Raw genomic sequence first — 21,970 nt, 5'->3', positions numbered from 1 at the left:
TTCAGGCTACCTGAAAACCTGTTTCAGGTAGCCTGATGCTGATTTCACAACATGCCTTCAGACGGCATTGAGCAACTTAAATCGTGCCTTGTGCTTTCACCCGCTCTGCACCCTCGAATTTGCTCAGCGCAGACAAATAGGCTTTGGCCGTGGCCACCAAAATATCGGTGTCCGCGCCCTGCCCGTTCACCACGCGGCCGTCGCGCAGCAGGCGCACGCTGGTTTCGCCCTGGCTCTCGGTGCCGGCGGTAACCGCATTCACCGAATACAGCTGCAATTGCGCCCCGCTTTGGGCCACACTCTCGATGGCTTTGAAAATCGCATCCACCGGGCCGGAGCCGGTAGCCTGCGCGTGCTTCTCTTCGCCGTGCATGCTGAACACCACTTCCGCGCGCGGCTCTTCGCCGGTTTCGGTGGTGATGTGCTGGGAAATGAATTTGAAATGCTCCTGTTGCGACAGGCTCACCATTTCGTCAGACACCAAGGCGTGCAGGTCTTCATCGAAAATTTCGCGTTTTTTGTCGGCCAACTCTTTGAAACGGGCAAAAGCGGCGTTCAATGCTTCCTCGCTGCCCAACTCGATGCCCAACTCGGCCAGCTTGGTTTTGAAGGCATTGCGGCCGGACAATTTGCCCAAAGTGAGACGGTTGGCGCTCCAGCCCACGCTTTCGGCAGACATGATTTCGTAGGTTTCGCGGTGTTTGAGTACGCCGTCCTGATGAATGCCGGACTCGTGGGCAAAGGCATTGGCACCCACAATCGCCTTGTTCGGCTGGATCGGGTAGCCGGTTACGGTGGACACCAATTTGGAAGCCGGCACAATCTGGGTGGTGTCGATGCCGGTCTCCAATCCGAACACATCGTGGCGAACTTTCAGCGCCATCACGATTTCTTCCAAGCTGGCATTGCCCGCCCGCTCGCCCAAACCGTTGATGGTGCACTCCACCTGGCGTGCGCCGCCCTGCACTGCGGCCAGCGAATTGGCTACCGCCAAGCCCAAATCGTTGTGGCAGTGCGCCGACCAAATCACTTGGCTACTGTTGGGCGTTTTGGCAATCAGTTCGCGGAAAAACGCCTCGGTTTTGTGCGGGATGGAGTAACCCACAGTATCGGGAATATTGATGGTGGTGGCCCCCGCCTCAATCACCGCACCGCAGATTTCGGCCAAGAAGTTGATATCGGAGCGCAGCGCATCTTCGCAGGAAAACTCCACGTCGTCAGTGTATTCACGGGCGATTTTCACTGCTTTTACCGCCGCCTCCAACACCTGCTTGGGCTTCATCTTCAGCTTGTGCTCCATGTGGATGGGGCTGGTGGCAATAAAGGTGTGGATGCGTTTTTTCGGTGCCGGGGCCACCGCTTCGCCGGCTTTGCGGATGTCCGACTCCACTGCGCGCGACAAAGAACACACGGTGGATTTGGTAATGGTTTTGGCGATTTCGTTTACCGCCTCGAAATCGCCCGGGCTGGCGGCGGCGAAACCTGCTTCAATCACATCCACGCCCAGCTTTTCCAGCTGACGGGCAACGCGGATTTTTTCTTCTTTGGTCATCGCGGCGCCGGGCGACTGCTCGCCGTCGCGCAGCGTGGTGTCGAAAATAATGACGCGGTTATTGGGGTTGGACATGGTGGTTTGCTCCAAAGTGGGTTGTTGTTGCAGAAAAGCGTTTAAATCCAAAGGCCGGCCTTGCGCTTCGGCCAATGCGCTCAGGCGTTGCAGTTGGTTCAGCGGCAGCGAACCGCGGGTGCGCCATTTGTAAATGGCCGCCGCCGAAGCGGCGTCTTCGGGATGCTGTTGTTTCAAGGCTTCCGCCAGCGCATTCACGCCGCCGAAGTACGCAATCAAGCGTTCGATATCCAGTTGCATAATAGACCTTTTGTCTAAAAATTTATCTTAGCCTGCAGGTAGCTGCGGTTTTATCGGCCGCAATATACGCATAATTAGACATATGCGCAAGCCGAAATGCTGGCCAATTTTGCCCAAATATACACTTTGTCTAATTTTACTGATTGCATTGATTAAACTCTCGGCAAAACAGGCTACCTGAAAGCATCTCCGGCAGCATTCACCGTCCGTCGAGCCGCCCCCTTACTTGAATTCCAAGCGTTTACTCTTTAAAATTCCGTCAATTTTTTTCAGGAGAAGTAAACCATGTATGATGTGTACCGTGCCCCCGAATCCGGCGGTGAACCGGAAGACAGCGGCGAACTGAGCCTTTTGGCTACCCCCAATCGGTGCCCGGCGGCCATCGGCTGGGCTTGGATTCCGCAAGCCTTTTCGATTTTCCGCGAGCGCTGGGGGATGTGGCTGCTGATTGCCTTGGTTGCGCTGTTATGCAGTCTGCCGCTTAGCGCTGTTGAGCAGCTTCTGCCCGCCGAAGTGGCCTGGATCGGCTCGATACTCTCGTTTTTGCTGAGTATCTTTCTAATGTGCGGTATGGTTTATTGCGCTGCCTCGCAAGTAGAAACCGGAGAACTGGAAATTGGCAGCCTGTTTGCCGGCTTCCAGCTCAAATTCAAAGAAGTATTGATTTTAGGTCTGCTCCAATTTCTCATCATTTTCGGCCTATTGCTGGCGGTGGCCGTGCCGGTTTTGCTGATGTTTGGCATCAGTTTTAACTATGCCGCTTTAAGCCAGAATTGGGGCGGCATTCTGTTCGCGGCCATCATCATCAGTGTACTGGTCGGGCTGGGCATTGTATTGATTACCTGGTTTACGCCTGCCTTGGTGATGTTGCACGATGTGCCTCCTGTCCGTGCCGTCGGCATGAGCTTCCGCGGCGGCTTGGCCAACCTACTGCCGCTCTTGGTTTATGTGCTGGCTTTAATCGGCTTGGCTTTCGCATTTGGCTTGCTGGCGGCTCTGCTGGGCAGCATTCTGCCCCAATCGATTGCCCTGGCCCTGATGGTATTGCTCGGCATTCCGGCATTGCTGTTCTTCAGCGTATGGAATGGCTTAATCAGCTACGTGTCTTACCTCAGCGTGTGGACCAATGCCGAATTGGAAAGCTGACTGCCGATGGTAAAGTCAATGTAAAACAGGCTACCTGAAATTTTTCAGGTAGCCTGTTTGGTTGAAAGCTGTAAAACTGAATCAACTCTTGTTCCCAAACACCTAATAATCAGTCTTCGTGTCACTCGCCTGCAGCCCGATTTGCCTGATAAACCCTACAGCTAGTTCTAAAGAACTAGCCCTTTAAGGCGGGCGGCTTATTTTCCATCTTCAGAATACCGCATAGTATGCCCTGTCCGTCAGGTTGGATTCAGCCGGATGGCGTATGCGTTCAGCGGAGTGTTGTGTTGCCTTCTTTTTACCCGAAAAGTCTTTCTACCCGACTGAAGCTGCTCACGGTTTTGTGGGTGGCGGCCGCCGTGGGATCCATTATTCTGACCTTGCTGCTTTCTTGGCGGCTGGAGGGCAGTGCGGCCGCCATTAACGATGCCGGCCGGCTGCGCATGCAGACCTACCGCCTCGGCCTGATGCTGCGCAACGGAGATGCTGTCGTCGATATTCGGGAAAAAGTGGCCGAATTCGATGCAACCTTACGTGGTTTGGAACAAGGTGATCCGGCCCGTCCGCTGTTTTTGCCGGACACGCCGCAAGTGAAGCAGCATCTGCATACCCTGCAACAGCAATGGGCGCAAGTGCGGCGGATGGTTTGGAATGCAGCAGGCACCGAAACTCAAGTGGACGAAACCCGCTTGCAGTCATTTGTCGGCACGGTAGACGATTTGGTCTCGGCGGTGGAAGAAGTGAATGCCCGCCACACTTATTGGCTGCGTCTTTTCCAAAGCTGTTTGATGGCAATGGTTCTGTTGGGTGCCTGCGTGATGGTGGTGCTGCTGTATCTGTGGATCATCCGCCCTCTGGACGAATTGCAAAGCGGCGTTAAAGCCGTGCATGACGGCCAGCTGGGCGTGCAGGTGCCGATGGACAATTTGACCGAATTTGCCCAGCTGGGCAGCGGCTTCAACCAAATGAGCAGCCGTCTGCAACAACTGTACGCCCATTTGGAGCAGGAGGTGACGGAAAAAACCCGGGATTTGGCTACCAAAAACTACACTTTGGAAACCTTGTATTTCTTTTCCCGTTTTCTCAGCCAAACACAGGTTTCCGGAGAAGCCTGCGAAATATTTCTGCAAAAAGTAATGGCTTTGGTGCCCGCCAAAGCCGGCAGCATCCGCCTGTTGGACTTTAAACGCCGCCGTATGGATTTGGTTACCCACATCGGCCTGCCCGAAACCCTGCAGACAGCCGAAGCCTGCCGCCAATTGGACGACTGTTTCTGCGGCCAAAGCGCACGCCAAGGCAGCTGGCAACCCATCCGCTTTCACGATCATCCGCAGGCGGCCGCTTCCGCAACCAGCTGCGAAAAAGCCGGCTTTCACTATTTGCAGGTATTTAAAATCCGTTATAGCGGCCAAGAACTGGGTATGATGACGCTGTATTTCGAGCAGGAATATGCGCTCAATGCGGTCAGCAACGATTTATTGGACGCGCTCTGCAACCAGCTCGGCTTGGTGCTCACCAATATCCGTCTGGCCGACGAAAGCCGGCAGTTGGCGGTTTTGCAGGAACGCAACCTGATGGCGCAGGGTCTGCATGACAGCATTGCGCAAACCCTTACCTTCCTCAATCTGCAGGTGCAGATGCTGGAAAGCGCTTTAAGCGAAGGCAAACAGGATCAGGTAGCCGAAAATCTCCAATTCATCAAAGAAGGCGTGCAGGAATGCTATGAAGACGTGCGCGAGCTGTTGTTGAATTTCCGCACCAAAATCAGCCGTAAAGAATTTGCCGAGGCCGTACAAACCCTGGCAGACCGCTTCGAGCAGCAAACCCAGGTGCCGGTTGCCCTCAGCTGGCAGGGCGACGGCCCCGACCTCAACAGCGAACAGCAGCTGCAGTTTATCTTCATCCTGCAGGAAAGCCTGTCGAACATCCGCAAACACGCCCATGCGCAAAATGTTACCGTTACGTTTGATAACCGGCAGGATTTCGTGATGACGATTACCGACGACGGCCGCGGCTTCGACCCTGCCGACCTCTCCAAACAGTCCGGCGGCCATGTCGGCCTCAACATCATGCGGGAGCGGGCATTGCGCATTCACGCCCGCCTCGAGTTAGACTCCAGCGCAGGCGGCGGCTGCACCCGCGTCTGCCTCACCTTACCGCAACAAGAAAGAATTTTGATATGAATTCGAGCGAAACCATCCGCATCGCCCTGATAGACGACCACACCCTGTTCCGCAGCGGCATCAAAGCACTGCTGGCACGGCAGGACGACTACGAAGTTGTGGGCGAAGCGGCCGACGGCCTCAGCGGCGTCAAACTGGTTGAGCAAACCGCCCCCGACGTGGTGCTGCTCGATTTGGATATGCCCGTCATGAACGGCCGCGAAGCCTTGGCACAAATCCTCAGCAGCCGCCCCGAACAAGTGGTGGTGATGCTGACCGTTTCCGAAGACAGCGAAGATTTGACCGAATGCATGCGCCTCGGTGCGCGCGGTTTTCTGCTGAAAAACATCCATGCCGATTTTCTAGTGGACGCCATCCGCAAGGCGGCCGACGGCGACAATGTTTTTTCTCCCGAAATGACCGCCCGTCTGGTGCAGTCCCTGATTCAGCCCAATACCCCGCCCGCCGCCAGCGCGCTGGATGCGCTGACCCCGCGCGAATTGGAAATTCTCGGCTATCTGGCGGCCGGACACAGCAACAAAATCATCGCCCGCAAACTCAATCTGGCGGAATCCACCATCAAAGTGCACGTGCAGAGCATTTTGCGCAAACTGGAATTGTCCAGCCGCGTACAAGCCGCCGTTTATGCCGTCCAGCACAATGTGCCGCAGCCGCTGTAGGCTACCTGAAACCCTCCTCCAACCGTCTTTCCCCGCATAAGGAACACCCAATGAAAAGCAGCGCCCGCAACCAGCTGGCCGGCACCGTTACCCGCATCGAACACAGCGACGGCTCGTGTCTGGTTACCCTTGCCAGTGCCGGCGGCATCGAAATCCGCGCCCAAATCAGCAGCTTCAGCCTGCAACGTTTGAAGCTGGCCGTCGGCAGCCCGGTCATCGCCATGATCAAGGCCGCATCGGTGGTGCTGGCCACCGACCTCGCCCCGATGACCTTGTCGGCCGAAAACTGCCTGCACGGCACGGTAAAGCGCGTGGAACAGGGTTCGGTCAACAACGTCGTCACGCTCGATATCAACCACGAAATCAATTTGTGCACCACCATTACCCTTTACAGCAGCGAGACGCTGGCTCTGGAGCCGGGTCGGCCGGCTACCGCCGTTTTCAATGCCAACCAAGTCATGCTGGGCGTGTTGATCTGAGCATCCCCTGCTGCCCCGCCTTTGCCGCAATACTTGATGTGGTGCAGGTAGCGCATGGCGGAATCATTTTGCCTGCCTGATATTTTCGGCAAAAGGCTACCTGAAACGGCTTTCAGGTAGCCTTTTGCCATATTCCCCTCCTTCTTCCGGACGACTGCTGTTCCACCGAAATCCTGCCGACAACAGAGCGCTACATTTATACAATCCCCCGCCAGGCATTCTGTTTTTACCGGAAAGGAACCGACCCGTGAACGATTTAGCCCTTTGGCAGCAGGCAAACGACAGCGCCCTGATCGAGCATATCTTATCCCGTTACCACCAAACCCACCGGATGCAGCTGGGCGGCATATTGCCGCTGGCCGAAAAGGTTGCCCAAGTGCATGCCGGCAGTTTTCCGGCCGAACTGCTGCCGCTGCTGCACACCATGCAGGACGAACTGCTCAACCACATGCAGAAGGAAGAACGCGTGCTGTTTCCGATGATTCTCAACGGCGCCGGCAGCGGAGCCGCCATGCCGATCCGCGTGATGATGCACGAGCACGACGAACACGAACACGCGCTGCGGCAGCTGCACAGCCTCAGCAACGGCTTCACCCCGCCGCCCGATGCCTGCCCGAGCTGGCAGCGGCTGTATGCCGAACTGGCCCGTTTGGCGGCCGATCTGCGCGAACACATCGAATTGGAAAACCGCATTTTGTTTGCCCGTACCCTCGCCTCCTGACGGACACTGCCGCTCCGTTTCGCACACCTACCTCCAAATAACTAGCACCCTGCTTATTTCAGACTAATTTCCACTATGCCAATGCCTTGCCGCCTCCATGCTTCAGGGCAATGCGTGACAGCCGGCGAAAGCGTAAGTTAAGAGAGCGTAAAAATCCGATTAACTTATGGCAAACCACCGGAAAGGAAGGGGCAGCAAGATGGCCTCGGAAACTTACAAACGCTATTCGGTGCTGTTCTCCAGCACCCTGTCTTTCACCGTCTGTTTTATGATCTGGATGATGCTGGCGGTTGTCGGCATCAAAGTGCAGGAAGAAATGGGTTTTAACCAAACCCAATACGGCATTCTGATTGCCCTGCCGGTGCTCTCCGGCTCCTTGATCCGCGTACCGCTGGGCATCCTCACCGACAAATACGGCGGCCGTATTGTACTGTTTGCCCTGATGACCGTATCCGTGCCGGCCATTTTCCTGATGAGTTATGCCGATCAATATTGGCATTTCTTGGTTATCGGCCTTTTAATGGGCTTGGCCGGCGGTTCGTTTTCGGTAGGCACGCCTTATGTGGCGCGCTGGTTTCCGAAACACCAGCAAGGCATGGCCATGGGTGTGTTCGGTGCGGGCAATGCCGGCAGCGCCATCAACAAATTTCTCGCCGCTTGGCTGATTGTGACCTACGGAACCTGGCAGATTGTGCCCACCGTGTACTCGGCCATCATGCTGGCTACCGCCGTGGTGTTCTGGTTCACCAGCTACCATGATCCCAAGCATCTAGTGTCTTCCAACGTGACCCTAAAAGACCAGTTGGCGCTGCTCAAAGATCCCGGTGTGCTGCGTTACAGCCAATATTACTCGGTGGTGTTCGGCGGCTATGTGGCACTGGCTCTGTGGATGACCAAATACTATGTGGGCGAATACGGCATGAGCCTGCAAACCGCCGCCTTCTTGGCAGCCTGCTTCTCCCTGCCCGGCGGCGTACTGCGCGCTTTCGGCGGCTACCTCTCCGACAAATTCGGCGCGTATAAAGTGACTTGGGCCGTGATGTGGGTATGCTGGGTGTGCTTCTTCCTGCTCTCCTATCCGCAAACCGATCTTTCTATCCGCACCACCGACGGCGGCTCAATGGCCCTGCACATCGGCCTGAACGTGACTGTGTTCACCATTCTGATGTTTACCGTAGGCGTAGCCACCGCCGTGGGCAAAGCTTCTGTGTTCAAATTCGTGGCCGACGATTATCCCGATAATATCGGTGCGGTATCCGGCATTGTGGGCCTGGCCGGCGGCATGGGCGGCTTCCTGCTGCCGATCATGTTCGGCGCGCTGGAAGACTGGACCGGCATCCGCTCCACTTCGTTCATGCTGCTTTACGGCACCGTTTGCGTCTCGCTGATTTGGATGCACTTCTCGTTTAAAGCCAAACGCGACAGCGACATGAAAGCGTTGCAGGCCCGCCAATCTTAAGCACCACAGGCTACCTGAAAACCAACCGTACAAAGCGTCTATACCGTTCAAACTTTTCAGGTAGCCTTTCTTCTCGGAAGGAATCCTCTTATGTCCCATCTCATCCAACATTGGCAGCCGGAAGACAAAACCTTCTGGCAGCAAACCGGCAAGAAAATCGCCACCCGTAATCTGTGGATTTCCATCCCTGCCCTCCTGCTCGCCTTCGCCATCTGGCAGGTATGGAGCGTGGCGGTGGTCAACCTGCCCAATATCGGCTTCAAATACAGCGAAAACCAGCTTTTCTGGCTGGCCGCCCTGCCCGCTTTGTCCGGCGCTACCTTGCGGATTTTCTATTCCTTTATGGTGCCGGTATTCGGCGGCCGAAAATGGACGGCCATCTCCACCGCCAGCCTACTCTTGCCGGCCATCGGTTTGGGCTTTGCCGTGCAAAACCCAAATACCAGCTACATCACCATGATGGTGCTGGCGCTGCTGTGCGGTTTCGGCGGCGGCAACTTTTCCTCCAGCATGGCCAACATCAGCTTCTTTTTCCCTAAAGCGGAAAAAGGCACCGCACTCGGCCTGAATGCCGGTTTGGGCAATTTGGGTGTCTCCACCGTGCAGTTTGTGGTGCCGCTCATCATTACTGCCGGCGTATTCGGCGCCTTCGGCGGTGAACCGCAAACCTGGGTGAAAGGCGATGTCACCAAACAGATTTGGCTGCAAAACGCCGGCTTTATTTGGGTGCCCTTCATCATTCTGTCCACCTTGGCCGCCTGGTTCGGCATGAATGATTTGGCTTCCGCTAAAGCCAGCTTCAAAGACCAGGCCGTGATTTTCAGCCGCAAACACAACTGGATCATGTGCATCCTGTATCTGGGCACCTTCGGCTCTTTCATCGGTTTCGCCGCCGGCTTCCCGCTGCTGATCAAAAGCCAGTTTACCGGCATCGATCCGGTGAAATACGCTTTCCTGGGCCCTTTGGTCGGCGCTTTGGTGCGCCCGCTGGGCGGCTGGATTTCCGACAAAATCAAAAGCGGCGCCCTGATTACCCAAATCGTCTTCATCGGCATGATGGTGGCGGTATGCGGCGTGATCTTCTTCCTGCCCAATAACGGCGAGGGCGGCAACTTCTGGGGCTTCTTCGTCTGCTTCCTGGCTCTGTTTGCCCTCACCGGCATCGGCAACGGCTCTACCTTTATGCAGGTACCGGTGATCTTCCTCAATATGCACCAGAAATTTGCCGACGAAGGCAAGGTGAGCGAAGAGCAAGCGCGTTTGGACGCCACCAAAGAAGGGGCGGCCGTGATCGGCTTTACCGCTGCCTTTGCGGCCTACGGCGGTTTCTTTATCCCGAAAAGTTACGGCACGTCCATTGACCTGACCGGCGGGGTAAACGCCGCTCTGATCGGTTTCATTCTCTTCTACGCTCTTTGTGCGGTGTTGAACTGGTGGTATTACGCCCGCAAAGGCGCCGAGGCCAAGTGCTGAGCCCCCCGAACGGGCTACCTGAAAACATTTAGCACATTTGAAATCGTTAAAACCGCTGTCAGCCTGATGATCAAAGGCTTGCAGCGGTTTTTTATGGTTTACAATCTCTTCTTATTTTCCGGGTTTCTTTTTCTCAATCTTGTCCGGCTTGGATTGGGCTGAGATGGCGGCTTCAATCGGTTTCGGTGGCGTTCTCGCACTAAAGCCGCTGTCAATCAAAACACCTATCCCTTTGCTTACCTGCGGGCAAATTGTTCCCCCCCAAGTCAACAACATAACTGGATTCGCGAACAGTATTCCACAACCTCATGGTTCAAGGGGCTGACGGAGCCGGGCGGATGCGGGCCAGCAACTGTTGCAAAGCCTGTGCCCGATGGCTGATGTGGTTTTTCAGTTCGGGAGACAGTTGGGCGGCGGTTTGGCCATATTCCGGCAGATAAAAATGCGGATCGTAGCCGAAACCGTGCTCGCCCCTGGCGTCAGGTAGCCATTGGCCGAACCAGCGGCCTTCGGCGATGACAGGGGTAGGATCCTCTGCATGCTGCAGCCAAACCAATACGCACACATAATACACGCTTGGGTCGGCGCTGCCGGCCAGCTCTGCGCCCAGTTTGGCATTGTTGGCCGCATCCGATTTGGGCTCGCCGGCATAGCGGGCGGAATAGATGCCAGGTGCGCCGCTTAAAGCCGGGGCGCAAATGCCGGAATCGTCGGCCAAAGCCGGCAAGCCACTGTGGCGGGCCGCATGGCGGGCTTTGGCTAAGGCGTTTTCAATAAAAGTTGGGTGGGGTTCGGGGCATTCCGGCACCCCGAAATCCGCTTGCGGCCGCACCTGATAACCGGCCTGGGACAGCAGTGTATTGAACTCCCGAATTTTGCCGCTGTTATTGCTGGCCAGAACCACTGATTTCACAGCTTGCGCTCCTTATTTTGATTTTGCGCTTTCAACAAAGCTTGGCGGTGTTTGTGTTTCAAAAACAGGGCCAATGATGCCATTTGGCCGCCAATGCTGCCGAAGGCGGCAACAAAAGACACCACGGCCAAAGCGGTCTGTTTTTCCAGCAGCAGCCAGCTGCCGATGAGCAAAAGAACCAAAAACAATAAGGTACACAAGGCAGTTAGCCACAAATAACGGCGGGCGGGGGACATACAGGCTACCTGAAAGAAAAATTCAAAACAAAACAGCCTTTAAAGCATTAAAGGCTGTCGGGAAGCAAAATAGGTCAACGCAACTCTTGATATAAGCGGCGCAGCCAAGCTTGGGCATCATTGCCTTGATAAGGGCTGCCATCCTTATTGGCCAGTGAAATACGGCTTGTGTTGTTGGCTTGAGGCGCCACCACCACCACAAATTCAGGCAGTTTTTCCGGCTCGGCGGGGCGGCTGCTACCGAACAGGCGGGCAAAAAAGCCGGGCTTCTCATTGCGCACCGCTTCGCCTTCGGCCGGGGCTACCTGAACCAAATAAGCATGGCGTTGCGGGTTTTCACCGGTGATGTTCAGGCCGATGCGGTCGAGTGCCAGGCTGACCCGGCGCCAGTTGCGCGACTGTTCGCCGCGCACCAGCACCTGGTTGCCCTCTAGGGTGGCCAACTCGCCGGCTTGGGCGGTGCTGCGGCGGCTGAGTTCGCGTTCGATCTGCTGTTCGTCGGCTCCCAGATACTGCATAAAACGGCCGAGGAAGACAGCTTCCAAATCGGCATCACGCGGCGCGGGCTGCCACATGGTGGTGTCTTTGTTGCGGTCGGCATAGGTTTCCTTCATGCCGCGGTGGGAGAAGAAAACATCGGTGCCGCCTTTGCTGTTGCGCTCCAGGCGGATGGTGAACTTATCGCGCTCGCCGGTGGAGTACACGCTGCCCAAGCCGATGCGGTCAAACAGACGGCGCAAGCCGTCTTGCGGCAGTTTGGCACGGTTTTCCGCCCAATCGGTTTCCATCAGGCCGATGCCCGGCTCTTCGCGGGCGATCACAAAGCCCTGCTCCTGCCAGAAGGCATGCAGCAGCGGCCAGATTTGGGCCGGGCTTTTGTTGCCCACGTTCAGCCAGCGCTCGCCGCCTTCGCGTTGGATGCTGATGTTGCGCACTTCGGCCAATACCGGGCTGTTGGCATTGGCGGCAGAGGCTTGGCGGGCGCGGGCCAGATCGCTGGCGCGCACGGCACCGCTGCCGGCCGGCAGGGCGTAACGGTCGCCTTGGTTGGGGTTGGTCAAATCAGGCGGCACGTCCAAGCTGACCACACGTTGGTTATTGGTTTGGTAATCCAATTTTGGCTGTTCGCCGTCTGAGGCACAGGCGGTTAATGTGCCGCTGAGCAGCAAAATAAAAGGCAGTTTCAACGATTTCATGCAGAATTCCTTCACGGTTGGATCAGTTGTGCCGCGCGTAGGGCTGCACTAACTTGTTGTTGTGCGGCTTCGGAAAGCTCGATGATGGGCAAACGGGAGAATGCGCCGCAACGGTTTAATCGGGACAAGGCCCACTTAGGTGCGGCCGGGCTGGGTTCGCAAAACATGACGTTGTACACGGGAATCAGGCGGCGGTTGAGTTCTCGTGCGGTGGCGATGTCGCCGGCCAGAGCGGCACGGCACATATCGGCAAACAATTTGGGCGCCACATTGGCCGCCACCGTGATCACGCCGTGACCGCCGCTGAGGATAAAAGCCATGCCGGTGGGGTCGTCGCCGGAGTAAACGGCAAAGCCTGCCGGCACTTGGTTGATCAATTCGATTTCACGGGCAATGTCGCCGCTCGCTTCTTTGACGCCGATGATATTGGGCACTTCGGCCAAGCGCAAAATCGTTTCGTTATTCATATCCACCACGGTACGGCCGGGAACATTATAGACAATCATCGGGATGTCAACGGCCTCGGCAATGCTTTTGAAGTGGCGGTATATGCCCTCTTGGGAAGGTTTGTTGTAGTAGGGAACCACCGATAAGGTGGCGTCCGCCCCCGCCCGTCGGGCGGCTTGGGAAAGCTCGATGGCTTCGCGGGTGCTGTTGGCGCCCGCGCCGGCAATCACGGGGATACGGCCGGCGGCATGGCTGACGGCTGCTTCGATTACCGCCATGTGTTCCTGCATGCTCAAAGTGGCGCTTTCGCCGGTGGTGCCGGCGGCCACAATGGCATCGGTACCGCTTTCGATGTGCCAGTCGATCAATTGGGCAAATTGTTCGTAGTCGATGCTGCCGTCGTCTTTCATTGGGGTGACGATGGCAACCAAACTGCCTGTCAGCATAGCTTGAACCTTTATTTTTCGATAGCCGTCAATAAAACGGCGCGATTGTAGCTTATTTTTGCCGTTTGTGCGCAAAATCGGCCGGGTAAAGATATCGTGAAGAAATCGGGCTACCTGAAAGCGGATTGCCGCCGTTTTCAGGTAGCCCGGATACCTTGGCAAGCCAGGATCAGAAGCGCCAAGAGACGGAAGCTTTGATGTTTCGGCCAACCCCACTCACTGCTTCGCCAAGATAGGGCGCATAACGGCGGTTGAAGATGTTATCGGCGGTGAGGCGGACAGTCAGCTCCTGCCGATGCGGCGGCTGCCAGGCCGCAAACAGGCCGTGCAGGGCGTAACCGCGTGATTTGGGCAAGGCCCAAACCGCAGCTTTCGGATCGATATCGGCAGGCGAGCGGTCTTGGCGGCGGACAAATTCTCCACGCCAACCAAGACTGAAACCGCTTTGCGGATGACGCCAACCGATCACGGCAGTGGCTTTGCGCGGCGGAATGTCAGTCAGCCAAGTATCTTCCGGAAACCAGGGATTGACCATCGAGCCGCGCCGTTTGCCGCTAAGGAATGAATAAGACAAACTGCCGAACCAGTTGGCTGATTCATAATAAGCCTCCAGCTCTCCGCCTTTGATGGTGTAAGCCGGTAGGTTGCGGTTGTTGGGCAGGGGTTTGTACTGGCTGCACGCGCTACTGCTACCGCCGTTAATGGCCTGTTCTTCACAGAAGATGCCCCGGTTTTTGAAAATTTCATCTTGGCCGCGCAAGCGGAACAAAGTCGTGCGCAATTGGAGGCTGTCTGCTTCCTGTAACAGATTGCGGAAATGAAACTGACCGCCAACGCGCAAGGAGGTGATGCGCTCCGGCTTCAGATGCGGCGCCGAACCGGAGACCCCCGCACTGCGGGATTGAACTTCGTATTGCTCGTCAATCAAAGGGGCCCGCCAAGTGCGCGACACATTGGCAAACAACAAAACCGCCGGACTGGGCTGCCAGCTGATGCCGAAAAACGGCGACCAGCCGCTGTGGCTTTTACTGCTGTAATCATGGCCGGCCGAGGGCGTGTTGTAAATCGGCGCCGCATTGGGTGTGCCTTGGTTCTTCACATAATCGTAGCGCAGCGCCGGGGAAAGCGTCCAATCGCCGATACGGATATCGTCTTGTATATAGAAGCTGTATTGGTACTGACGCCCCGAAGGCATATAGTAAGGTTGGAAATGCCCGTAGTTATAGTCGGCATTGTTGCGTTTACTGCGGTCATACATCCAAACTTCGCGCGTATTGCGATTGAATTGCAGTCCGGATTGCAAGGCATGTGCCGCCCCACCTGTTGTGAATCGGGCGGTATTGCTGACCTCTATACCGCTGTCGCGATAAGTGGTTTCACTGGCATTGCCCATGGTACCGATGGAAATGCCAGCACCGTTTTCAGGGCGACGGTCACGCTGACTGGTTTGCGCATGACTCAATTGGGCGCGAATATCCACCCAAGGGTGATCGGGCGTATAGCGGTAGCGAAGTGTATAACTTTGGTCATTCTGCTTACGGTACAGTAATTTGCGCCGCCAGGCTTCATTCAAGCCGTAACGGTCTATTTCCCTTTGGGTAGGCGGCGTCATATCTCCCCTCTTTGCAGCAAATGGTTCCCAGCCGTTTCGCTTGCCATATATGGCCGACAGCGTTAGGCGGTGGAATTCTGAAGGTGAGTAGTTTGTTTTCAATAAAAAGCTCTGTTGACGGTTGGCCGAAAAAGCAAAACGGCTGCCGTCCGGCTGCTCGATATCATGCCCTCTACGCACAGAGGCATACAGCAAACCGTCGAAGCTGCCGTCTCGGTTACGCCCGTAAACCGCTCCGCTGTGCTGCCACTGCTCGTCATTGGAGTGGTAACTGCTTTTGAGTAATGCGCCGAACTGGCGGTCGGATGCCAGCAGATCTGCGGCATCCCGGCTTTCAAGCTTTACCGCTCCACCGAAGCCGCCATTGCCGCGTGCAGCGTCGAACGCGCCCTTATCCACAGTAATCTGCTTGAGCAATTCCGGTTCGATAAATACCGATCCTTGGCGGTAGCGTTCGAAATTTTTTGCGGCGCCATCTATCGAAACCTTTACATCTTCGGTTTCGCCCATGCCCCAGATATTCAAGGTTTGTCCGCCCGGCCGGGGAGAGCCGGACATACTTGTCCCCGGTAACAAGTCCAGAAGTGCGGCCAAATTATCCGCCTGCTGCTGGTCGATATTTTCCTGGTTTAGCCGGGATTGACCAACCGGCAAATTGGCAGAGGCGGATACCTCAATATCGGGCAGCACCGTAGAGCGGGCGCCTTCTTCTTGGCCGGCGGCCGAAACCGAAGCAGAGATCAAGAGCAAAGCCGATGCGGTAGACAGATAAACAGTAGAAAACGGTAACGGTGATCGGAACAGCATAAAAATTCTCTTAGATACTTTTAGATGTGAGTGAAACTGAATCAGACCGAAGCAGTGGGCCAAGGCAAAGCCTGAGCGCAGTATCCGACTTCCCGAACCCTTCTGCCCGGCAAATTTAAGCGGCGCGAATTGTACAGAAAGGTTAAACAAAATTAAAGATAATTATTACCATTAAAATAAATAGGCATCTTACTTATAAATAACATCAAGTTTTCACTTGATTTTAACTACATATGCAGAGCAGCTTTTAATGATTCTAAAGATTGAGTAAAATTTACACCCCTTAATTTTCACACTTTCTTTACTGGATTTTCATCATGGCCGATGCCGAAACCAAACCCAACGCTGAGGCCGATTTGGTCTATCGCTTGGAAGACAAACCTCCTTTTTTGAATGCCTTAATCAGCGCCGTGACTCACCTACTGGCGATTTTTGTGCCCATGGTCACCCCGGCCCTGATTGTGGGCGGCGCCCTCCAACTGCCGGTGGAAATGACGGCTTATTTGGTGTCTATGGCCATGGTGGCTTCCGGCATCGGTACCTTTTTGCAGGTCAACCGCTTCGGGCCGGTAGGTTCCGGCATGTTGTCGATTCAGTCGGTCAACTTTTCTTTTGTCGGCGTGATGATTTCTTTGGGCATATCGATGCGTGAAGGCGGTCTGAATGAAAACGCCATGATTTCCACCCTGTTGGGGGTGTCTTTTGTGGGCGCATTCTTGGTGTGTGGTGCGGCTTGGGTGTTGCCTTATCTGAAACGGGTGATTACCCCCACCGTCAGCGGCGTGGTGGTGCTGCTCATCGGCCTGAGCCTGATCCACATCGGCATCATCGATTTCGGCGGCGGTTTCGGCGCCAAAGGCACGGAAGACTTCGGCTCGCTGCGCAATATCGGCTTGGCCGCTTTTGTTTTGGTGGTGGTGCTGCTGTTCAACTGTATGCGCAATCCCTTCCTGCGCATGAGCGGCATCGCCGTGGGCCTGATTGCCGGCTATATTGCTGCCCTGCTAATGGGCATGGTGGATTTTTCCGCTTTAAAAGACGTGCCATTGGTAACCGTTCCCACACCGTTCAAATACGGTTTCGCTTTTGATTGGACCGCCTTTTTGGTGGCCGGCACCATTTATCTGCTCAGCGTGTTTGAAGCCGTGGGCGACCTGACCGCCACCGCCATGGTGTCCGGCCAGCCCTACGAAGGCGAAACCTTTCAACAGCGTCTGCGCGGCGGCGTGTTTGCCGACGGTTTGGTGTCGGTGATTGCCACCGCGCTCGGTTCCCTGCCGCTGACCACTTTTGCCCAAAACAACGGCGTGATTCAAATGACCGGCGTGGCTTCCCGCCACGTGGGCAAATTCATCGCCGCGATTTTGGTGCTGTTCGGCCTGTTTCCGGTGGTCGGCCGCGCCTTCACCACCATCCCCTCGCCGGTATTGGGCGGCGCCATGGTGCTGATGTTCGGCCTGATTGCCATGGCCGGCGTGCGCATCATCATGACCCACGGCATCAACCGCCGCGAAGCGGTGATTGCTGCCACGGCGGTGGGCATCGGTTTGGGCGTGGCATTCGAGCCGGATGTGTTTAAAATGCTGCCGGAAGTATTCCGCAACGCAATTGCGGCCGGCGGCATCACCGCCGTGGCGCTAAACCTGATTCTGCCGCGCGACCAGCAGGACAAACCGGTTTTTCTGAGCGAAGAGGGCTGACGGCTGTTCAGGTAGCCCCAACGCCGCCAATATTTATGTTCACCATGAATGGGAAAGGATGACGAAATGCAAACCTCAACTTTGAATATCGAAGGCATGACCTGCGGCGGCTGCGCCAAAAGCGTGGCCAAAATCCTGCAGGCCGTGCCGGGCGTGGCGCAAGCCGACGTGAGCTACGAGCAAAAGCAGGCCGTGGTCACTTTCGACCCCGCCGCAACTTCGGAGCAGGCTCTGATCGAAGCCGTGGAAGACGGCGGTTTCGACGTGGTTTAAGCCGCCCGGCGGGCTACCTGAAACCCGCCCCGCCCGGCGCAAAACGGTGGCATTCACCCGCGAAATCTAGGATAATGCGCCGTCCGTTTCGAGCGTTTGCCCGAAACTCCTATTCAGAACAAGCAACCCATCACAGGAGACGCCATGAGTCACATCAAAGTGCCTGCCGAAGGCCAAAAAATCGTTCCCGGCCAAGCCATCCCCAACAACCCCATCATCCCCTTCATCGAAGGCGACGGCATCGGTGTAGACATCACCCCGGTCATGATTGATGTGATCGACGCAGCGGTAGAGAAAGCCTACGGCGGCGCGAAAAAAATCCACTGGATGGAAGTGTATGCCGGCGAAAAAGCCACCCGCGTTTACGGCGACAACGTCTGGCTGCCGGAAGAAACCTTGGAAGCCCTGAAAGAGTACTCCGTTTCCATCAAAGGCCCGATGACCACCCCCGTAGGCGGCGGCATCCGTTCCCTGAACGTGGCCCTGCGTCAAGAGCTGGACCTTTACCAATGCGTGCGTCCCGTGCGCTACTTCAACGGCGTCCCCTCTCCGCTGAAAGACCCGAGCAAAACCGATATGGTCATCTTCCGTGAAAACACCGAAGACATCTATGCTGGTATCGAATGGGAAGCCGAAAGCGAAAACGGCAAGAAAGTCATTGAGTTTTTGCAAAACGAAATGGGCGTGAAGAAAATCCGCTTTCCGCAAACTTCCGGCATCGGCGTGAAACCCGTTTCCAAAGAAGGCACCCAACGCCTGGTGCGCGCCGCCATCCAATACGCCATCGACAATGACAAGCCCAGCGTGACCTTGGTACACAAAGGCAACATCATGAAATTTACCGAAGGCGGCTTCCGCGACTGGGGCTACGAGCTGGCGCAAAAAGAATTCGGCGCCCAGCCGATTGACGGCGGTCCGTGGTGCACATTCAAAAACCCGAAAACCGGCAAAGACATCATCGTCAAAGACGCCATTGCCGACGCCTTCCTGCAGCAAATCCTGCTGCGTCCGGCCGAATACAGCGTGATCGCCACCCTCAACCTGAACGGCGACTACATTTCCGACGCTCTGGCCGCGCAAGTGGGCGGTATCGGCATTGCTCCCGGCGCCAATATCTCCGACCAATACGCCATTTTCGAAGCCACCCACGGCACCGCACCGAAATATGCCGGCCAAGACAAAGTGAACCCCGGTTCGCTGATTCTGTCCGCCGAAATGATGCTGCGCCACCTGGGCTGGAAAGAAGCGGCCGACTTGGTGATCGAAGCGATGGAAAAAGCCATCGGCGACAAACAGGTGACCTACGATTTCGCCCGCCTGATGGACGGCGCCAACGAAGTATCCTGCTCCGAATTCGGCAAAGCCATGATCGCACGCATGTAAGCACGGCACGGCCAATCAGCCGAAAGGCTACCTGAAAACGGGCAAGGCGGGTTTACCGCCCAGCCAAAAGGTTTCAGGTAGCCTTTTCTTGTGGCTGTCGAGTCGATTATCGGCGCATGGTACGGATGGTCCAAGCGGCAAGCGCATCAGTTGCCTATCCGCTGGCAATAAAAGAAGCGGCAAATGCCGCTTCTTTCTTTCAGGTAGCCTCAAGGCTACCTGAAAACAGGCCCTGCTGCTTAAACGTTCACGCTCTCGGCCACTTGGTTGTAGCTGTCGATCTCGTTGAAGTTCATGTAGCGGTAGATTTGGTCGCCTTGCTCGTTGATGATGCCGATATTGGCTTGGTATTCCTCAATAGTGGGGATTTTGCCCAGCTTCGAGCAGATGGCCGCCAGCTCCGCAGAACCCAAGAACACATTGGTGTTTTTACCCAAACGGTTCGGGAAGTTGCGGGTGGAAGTGGACATCACGGTAGCGCCTTCGCGCACTTGTGCTTGGTTACCCATGCACAATGAGCAGCCCGGCATCTCCATACGCGCACCGGCACGGCCCAACACACCGTAGTGGCCTTCGTTGGTCAACTCTTGTGCATCCATCTTGGTCGGCGGAGCCACCCACAGGCGAACCGGAATATCGCTCTTGCCTTCCAACAACTTGGAAGCGGCACGGAAGTGGCCGATGTTGGTCATGCACGAACCGATGAACACTTCGTCGATCACGGTGCCGGATTTTTCAGACATGAAGCATACGTCGTCCGGGTCGTTCGGGCAGGCAATGATCGGCTCTTTGATGTCGTCCATATTGATGTCGATCACGGCGGCGTATTCCGCGTCTTTGTCGGCTTCCAAGAGCTGCGGATCGGCCAGCCAAGCTTCCATGGCTTTGATGCGGCGTTCCAGTGTGCGCGGATCTTTGTAGCCGTCGGCAATCATGTTTTTCATCAAGACCACATTGGACTTCATGTACTCGATGATCGGCTCTTTATTGAGCTTCACGGTACAGCCCGCAGCAGAACGCTCGGCAGAGGCATCTGACAATTCAAATGCTTGCTCCACTTTCAAATCGGGCAGACCTTCGATTTCCAAAATGCGGCCGGAGAAGATGTTTTTCTTGCCGGCTTTGGCCACGGTCAGCAAACCTTGTTTGATGGCGTACAGCGGAATGGCATTGACCAAGTCGCGCAGGGTCACGCCCGGTTGCAGTTTGCCGCTGAAGCGCACCAACACGGACTCGGGCATATCCAAAGGCATCACGCCGGTGGCGGCGGCAAAGGCCACCAAGCCTGAGCCGGCCGGGAAGGAAATACCCAGGGGGAAGCGGGTGTGCGAGTCGCCACCGGTGCCGACAGTATCGGGCAGCAGCAAGCGGTTCAGCCATGAGTGGATCACGCCGTCGCCCGGACGCAGAGACACGCCGCCGCGGGTAGAAATAAATTCAGGCAGCTCTTTATGGGTTTTTACGTCCACCGGTTTCGGATAAGCGGCGGTATGGCAGAAAGACTGCATCACCAAGTCGGCGGAGAAGCCCAAGCAAGCCAAGTCTTTCAATTCGTCGCGGGTCATCGGGCCGGTGGTGTCTTGAGAGCCCACGGTGGTCATGCGCGGTTCGCAGTAAGTGCCGGGGCGCACGCCTTGGCCTTCGGGCAGGCCGCAGGCGCGGCCGACCATTTTTTGCGCCAAGGTAAAGCCGGCATTGCTTTCGGCAGGCGCTTGCGGCAGGCGGAATTCGGTAGAGGCGGGCAAGCCCAAAGCTTCACGGGCTTTGGCGGTCAGGCCGCGGCCGATGATCAGGTTAATACGGCCGCCGGCTTGTACTTCATCCAGCAACACTTGTGATTTCAATTGGAATTCGGCAACGGTTTCGCCGTTTTTCACAATCTTGCCTTCGTAAGGCAGGATATCGACCACATCGCCCATGTTCAGTTGCGATACATCCACCTCAATCGGCAAGGCGCCGGAGTCTTCTTGGGTGTTGAAGAAAATCGGTGCGATTTTGCCGCCCAAGCATACGCCGCCGTAGCGTTTGTTCGGCACGAACGGAATGTCCAAACCGGTATGCCAGATGACGGAGTTGGTGGCGGATTTGCGGGAAGAACCGGTACCCACTACGTCGCCGACATAAGCCACCGGATGGCCTTTGGCTTTCAGTTCTTCCAGCAGCTTGATGGGGCCGATTTCGCCCGGTTTGTCGGGGTGGATGCCGTCACGCGGGTTTTTCAGCATGGCCAAGGCGTGCAGCGGAATGTCGGGGCGGCTCCAGGCGTCGGGAGCGGGAGAGAGGTCGTCGGTATTGGTTTCGCCGTCCACTTTGAAGACGGTAACGGTGATTTTTTCCGGCACTTTGTCGCGCGAAGTGAACCATTCGGCGTTGGCCCAAGATTCCAAAACGGCTTTGGCGTGTGCATTGCCTTTTTCGGCTTTTTCCTGCACGTCGTGGAAAGAATCGAACATCAGCAGGGTGTGTTTCAGGCCTTCGGCGGCAATCGGGGCCAGTTTGTCGTTGTCCAACAGCTCGATCAGCGGATGGATGTTGTAACCGCCGAGCATGGTACCTAGCAGTTTGGTGGCGTATTCGGGGGAAATCAGCGGGCTTTGTACGCTGCCTTCGGCCACAGCGGCCAGGAAAGAGGCTTTGACTTTGGAAGCGTCGTCCACGCCGGGCGGCACGCGGTTGGCCAGCAGGTCAACCAAAAACTCGCCTTCGCCGGCGGGCGGATTTTTCAGCAATTCAACCAAATCGGCGGTTTGCTGCGCGGAGAGGGGAAGAGCGGGGATACCGAGGGCTTCGCGCTCTGCGGCAGCTTTGCGGTAGGCTTCTAACATGGTGGTTTCCTTTTGTCAGGGCAGGTTAAATTTTTCTAATTCGGGTTCTTACAGCACCGCGCATCATAACCCAAAATGCGTGAAATATAAATGCCCGCCCTACTCCGACGCGCCTGACGGATAACCGTCGCCCAGCACCATTCAA

The 21,970-nt window shown here is 56.1% G+C and carries 17 protein-coding genes; 10 read left to right on the top strand and 7 right to left on the bottom strand.

The window, feature by feature from the left end; translation table 11 throughout:
• Positions 1-76 precede the first annotated feature (76 nt).
• Positions 77-1,867: a 2-isopropylmalate synthase gene (locus H3L94_RS05360; RefSeq protein ID WP_182122980.1), complete on the bottom strand. Its 1,791-nt coding sequence runs from the start codon at positions 1,865-1,867 to the stop codon at positions 77-79.
• Positions 1,868-2,152: 285 nt separating this feature from the next.
• On the opposite strand from H3L94_RS05360, the gene H3L94_RS05355 reads away from it, so the two are divergent.
• The 7 genes from H3L94_RS05355 to H3L94_RS05325 all read left to right on the top strand — a co-directional run bounded on the left by H3L94_RS05355 (position 2,153) and on the right by H3L94_RS05325 (position 9,987).
• Positions 2,153-3,013, top strand: coding sequence for a BPSS1780 family membrane protein (locus H3L94_RS05355; RefSeq protein ID WP_182122979.1), 861 nt, complete (start codon positions 2,153-2,155; stop codon positions 3,011-3,013).
• 287 nt (positions 3,014-3,300) lie between these two features.
• Positions 3,301-5,196 carry a type IV pili methyl-accepting chemotaxis transducer N-terminal domain-containing protein gene (locus tag H3L94_RS05350; RefSeq protein ID WP_244958844.1) on the top strand — a complete coding sequence of 632 codons (1,896 nt, stop codon included), beginning with the start codon at positions 3,301-3,303 and terminating at the stop codon, positions 5,194-5,196.
• Positions 5,193-5,855: a response regulator gene (locus H3L94_RS05345; RefSeq protein WP_182122977.1), complete on the top strand. Its 663-nt coding sequence runs from the start codon at positions 5,193-5,195 to the stop codon at positions 5,853-5,855. The genes H3L94_RS05350 and H3L94_RS05345 overlap by 4 nt, the downstream gene beginning before the upstream one ends.
• A 50-nt stretch (positions 5,856-5,905) precedes the next feature.
• Positions 5,906-6,334 carry a TOBE domain-containing protein gene (locus tag H3L94_RS05340; protein WP_182122976.1) on the top strand — a complete coding sequence of 143 codons (429 nt, stop codon included), beginning with the start codon at positions 5,906-5,908 and terminating at the stop codon, positions 6,332-6,334.
• 247 nt (positions 6,335-6,581) lie between these two features.
• Positions 6,582-7,055 carry a hemerythrin domain-containing protein gene (locus H3L94_RS05335; protein ID WP_182122975.1) on the top strand — a complete coding sequence of 158 codons (474 nt, stop codon included), beginning with the start codon at positions 6,582-6,584 and terminating at the stop codon, positions 7,053-7,055.
• 199 nt (positions 7,056-7,254) lie between these two features.
• Entirely contained in the window at positions 7,255-8,514 is a 1,260-nt protein-coding gene (locus H3L94_RS05330) for an MFS transporter (protein ID WP_182122974.1), read from the top strand.
• A gap of 90 nt (positions 8,515-8,604) precedes the next feature.
• Positions 8,605-9,987, top strand: coding sequence for a NarK family nitrate/nitrite MFS transporter (locus H3L94_RS05325; protein WP_182122973.1), 1,383 nt, complete (start codon positions 8,605-8,607; stop codon positions 9,985-9,987).
• Between the two features lie 313 nt (positions 9,988-10,300).
• On the opposite strand, the gene rdgB is transcribed toward H3L94_RS05325, so the two are convergent.
• The 5 genes from rdgB to H3L94_RS05300 form a co-directional block, all read right to left on the bottom strand.
• On the bottom strand, positions 10,301-10,900 hold the full coding sequence (gene rdgB / locus H3L94_RS05320; protein WP_182122972.1) for an RdgB/HAM1 family non-canonical purine NTP pyrophosphatase: 600 nt from the start codon (positions 10,898-10,900) through the stop codon (positions 10,301-10,303).
• Positions 10,897-11,136 carry an NGO_0222 family membrane protein gene (locus H3L94_RS05315; RefSeq protein ID WP_182122971.1) on the bottom strand — a complete coding sequence of 80 codons (240 nt, stop codon included), beginning with the start codon at positions 11,134-11,136 and terminating at the stop codon, positions 10,897-10,899. The genes rdgB and H3L94_RS05315 overlap by 4 nt, the downstream gene beginning before the upstream one ends.
• A gap of 74 nt (positions 11,137-11,210) precedes the next feature.
• Entirely contained in the window at positions 11,211-12,332 is a 1,122-nt protein-coding gene (bamC, locus tag H3L94_RS05310) for an outer membrane protein assembly factor BamC (protein WP_182122970.1), read from the bottom strand.
• Between the two features lie 11 nt (positions 12,333-12,343).
• Positions 12,344-13,225 (bottom strand): 4-hydroxy-tetrahydrodipicolinate synthase, encoded by an 882-nt coding sequence (gene dapA / locus H3L94_RS05305; protein ID WP_182122969.1) that lies wholly within the window; start codon positions 13,223-13,225, stop codon positions 12,344-12,346.
• Positions 13,226-13,394: 169 nt separating this feature from the next.
• Positions 13,395-15,644 carry a TonB-dependent hemoglobin/transferrin/lactoferrin family receptor gene (locus tag H3L94_RS05300; RefSeq protein WP_182122968.1) on the bottom strand — a complete coding sequence of 750 codons (2,250 nt, stop codon included), beginning with the start codon at positions 15,642-15,644 and terminating at the stop codon, positions 13,395-13,397.
• Positions 15,645-15,961: 317 nt separating this feature from the next.
• Here H3L94_RS05300 and H3L94_RS05295 point away from each other — a divergent pair, with 317 nt between their 5' ends.
• From H3L94_RS05295 to icd, 3 genes are all read left to right on the top strand, one after another.
• Complete coding sequence (locus H3L94_RS05295; RefSeq protein ID WP_182122967.1) at positions 15,962-17,344, top strand: nucleobase:cation symporter-2 family protein; 1,383 nt, start codon at positions 15,962-15,964, stop codon at positions 17,342-17,344.
• 66 nt (positions 17,345-17,410) lie between these two features.
• The gene (locus H3L94_RS05290) at positions 17,411-17,617 is read left to right on the top strand and encodes a heavy-metal-associated domain-containing protein (RefSeq protein WP_182122966.1); all 207 of its coding nucleotides are present in this window, start codon (positions 17,411-17,413) and stop codon (positions 17,615-17,617) included.
• A 144-nt stretch (positions 17,618-17,761) separates the two neighbouring features.
• Positions 17,762-19,000: an NADP-dependent isocitrate dehydrogenase gene (gene icd, locus H3L94_RS05285; RefSeq protein ID WP_182122965.1), complete on the top strand. Its 1,239-nt coding sequence runs from the start codon at positions 17,762-17,764 to the stop codon at positions 18,998-19,000.
• Positions 19,001-19,239: 239 nt separating this feature from the next.
• On the opposite strand, the gene acnB is transcribed toward icd, so the two are convergent.
• On the bottom strand, positions 19,240-21,825 hold the full coding sequence (gene acnB / locus H3L94_RS05280) for a bifunctional aconitate hydratase 2/2-methylisocitrate dehydratase (RefSeq protein ID WP_009117841.1): 2,586 nt from the start codon (positions 21,823-21,825) through the stop codon (positions 19,240-19,242).
• Positions 21,826-21,970 lie beyond the last annotated feature (145 nt).

It is taken from the genome of Neisseria shayeganii (assembly GCF_014054965.1).
GTDB classification, from domain to species: domain Bacteria; phylum Pseudomonadota; class Gammaproteobacteria; order Burkholderiales; family Neisseriaceae; genus Eikenella; species Eikenella shayeganii.
This window is presented reverse-complemented; position numbering and strand designations above follow the sequence as displayed.

What these genes read in the sequence shown, in the direction of transcription:
- icd (WP_182122965.1), top strand. Translation starts at nt 17,762, where the DNA reads ATGAGTCACATCAAAGTGCCTGCCGAAGGCCAAAAAATCGTTCCCGGC.
- H3L94_RS05345 (WP_182122977.1), top strand. Translation starts at nt 5,193, where the DNA reads ATGAATTCGAGCGAAACCATCCGCATCGCCCTGATAGACGACCACACC.
- H3L94_RS05295 (WP_182122967.1), top strand. Translation starts at nt 15,962, where the DNA reads ATGGCCGATGCCGAAACCAAACCCAACGCTGAGGCCGATTTGGTCTAT.
- acnB (WP_009117841.1), bottom strand. Translation starts at nt 21,825, where the DNA reads ATGTTAGAAGCCTACCGCAAAGCTGCCGCAGAGCGCGAAGCCCTCGGT.
- H3L94_RS05340 (WP_182122976.1), top strand. Translation starts at nt 5,906, where the DNA reads ATGAAAAGCAGCGCCCGCAACCAGCTGGCCGGCACCGTTACCCGCATC.
- H3L94_RS05290 (WP_182122966.1), top strand. Translation starts at nt 17,411, where the DNA reads ATGCAAACCTCAACTTTGAATATCGAAGGCATGACCTGCGGCGGCTGC.
- bamC (WP_182122970.1), bottom strand. Translation starts at nt 12,332, where the DNA reads ATGAAATCGTTGAAACTGCCTTTTATTTTGCTGCTCAGCGGCACATTA.
- H3L94_RS05300 (WP_182122968.1), bottom strand. Translation starts at nt 15,644, where the DNA reads ATGCTGTTCCGATCACCGTTACCGTTTTCTACTGTTTATCTGTCTACC.
- H3L94_RS05315 (WP_182122971.1), bottom strand. Translation starts at nt 11,136, where the DNA reads ATGTCCCCCGCCCGCCGTTATTTGTGGCTAACTGCCTTGTGTACCTTA.
- dapA (WP_182122969.1), bottom strand. Translation starts at nt 13,225, where the DNA reads ATGCTGACAGGCAGTTTGGTTGCCATCGTCACCCCAATGAAAGACGAC.
- H3L94_RS05360 (WP_182122980.1), bottom strand. Translation starts at nt 1,867, where the DNA reads ATGCAACTGGATATCGAACGCTTGATTGCGTACTTCGGCGGCGTGAAT.
- H3L94_RS05355 (WP_182122979.1), top strand. Translation starts at nt 2,153, where the DNA reads ATGTATGATGTGTACCGTGCCCCCGAATCCGGCGGTGAACCGGAAGAC.
- H3L94_RS05325 (WP_182122973.1), top strand. Translation starts at nt 8,605, where the DNA reads ATGTCCCATCTCATCCAACATTGGCAGCCGGAAGACAAAACCTTCTGG.
- H3L94_RS05330 (WP_182122974.1), top strand. Translation starts at nt 7,255, where the DNA reads ATGGCCTCGGAAACTTACAAACGCTATTCGGTGCTGTTCTCCAGCACC.